This is a genomic window from Protofrankia sp. CiT1 (assembly GCF_917627335.1).
Classification (GTDB): Bacteria; Actinomycetota; Actinomycetes; order Frankiales; family Frankiaceae; genus Protofrankia.
In genome coordinates this window covers 37177-38443 of sequence record NZ_CAKJTP010000035.1, presented here as the reverse complement: position 1 = coordinate 38443, position 1267 = coordinate 37177, and the positions used below count along the sequence as shown (strand labels likewise).

General features: G+C 68.2%; 1 protein-coding gene. It reads left to right on the top strand.

All coding sequences use genetic code 11. From position 1 onward, the window contains the following. Position 1: 1 nt before the first annotated feature. Positions 2-1267: glycosyltransferase family 2 protein (locus MJ785_RS08640; protein ID WP_370652902.1), on the top strand; the 1266-nt coding region annotated here is incomplete at its 3' end.

Genomic DNA, 1267 nt, shown 5'->3' with positions numbered 1-1267 from the left:
AATGATATTATCACTGGGAGCGATAGCCGTGTACGGCCACGCCCTGTATCCGCTATACGTCGCACTGAAAAGCCGTGGCCACCCGGCTGAGGAGCCGGAAGATCCTGACGCCTGGCCGTCAATGTCCGTGGTCATCTCGGCGTACCGCGAGGCGACAGTGATCAAAAATAAAATCGACGAGCTATCCGCCACCGGATACCCAGGCCCGCTTGAGATCATTGTTGTCGCGGATGACCCGGCCACCGCGCAAGCGGCTCGACGCCCCGGCGTCACGGTGCTGTCGGCCGGGATGCGGCTGGGCAAATGTGAGGCTGTCAACCGGGGGGTCGCCACCGCGAACCACGACATCGTGGTGCTCTCGGACGCGAACGCGCACCTGGCCCCCGGTTCCCTGCGGGCAGCGGCGCGCCATTTCCGTAACCCGGCAGTCGGTGCGGTCGCCGGCGAGAAGCGGGTCGACGACCCCGCTGGTGTCCAGGGCTTCTACTGGCGGTTCGAGTCCTGGCTGAAACAGTGCGAGTCGGCCATCGGCCAGACCATCGGAGTCGTCGGCGAGATGCTCGCGTTCCGCCGGAACGCCTTTCGGGCACTGCCCCCGGACGTCGCGGTGGACGACGCCTGGCTCGCTCTGGACATCACCGAGGCGGGACTGCGGGTCGTCTACGAGCCGTCCGCCTACTCGGTCGAGACCGCCAGCCCCACGTACAGCGAGGAATGGGAACGGCGGACCCGGGTGGTGGCCGGCAACCTCGACATGCTCTGGCGCCGCAGGGAGGCACTGCTGCCAGGTGCTCTGCCCGTCACTCCACAGCTGTGGGGACACCGGCTGGTGCGGTCCTCGTTCGGGCCGATAGCCCACGTCATGCTAATCGGGGTCAGCGTTCCCGCGGCCCGGCGCAGCTGGGCCGCGCGCCTGTTCCTGGCCGGCAACATCGCGGGAGCGGGCAGCCTGGCGACGATGATCCATGGTGGCGACCCACCCGCGCCGGTACGCCTCGCGGCCCAGGTGTTCTTCCTGCAAGCCGTGGCACTCGGCGGGATCCGGCGTTTTCTCCGGGGAGAACGGCCCGTGGCCTGGCCGAAACCCGACCGTGCGGGCTCGTTCCCGTCGCACCCGGCCATCGCCGTCGAGCAGGGCGCGGTCCGCGAACAGCGCGGGCCGAGATCACGCAGCATGATCGATAGCCGTCGTTACGCGCCCGTTCGGCGGCATTACGACAGATTTTCCCGCTCCGCCCTGGGTGTTCGGCTGTCGTGGCCGGGTACT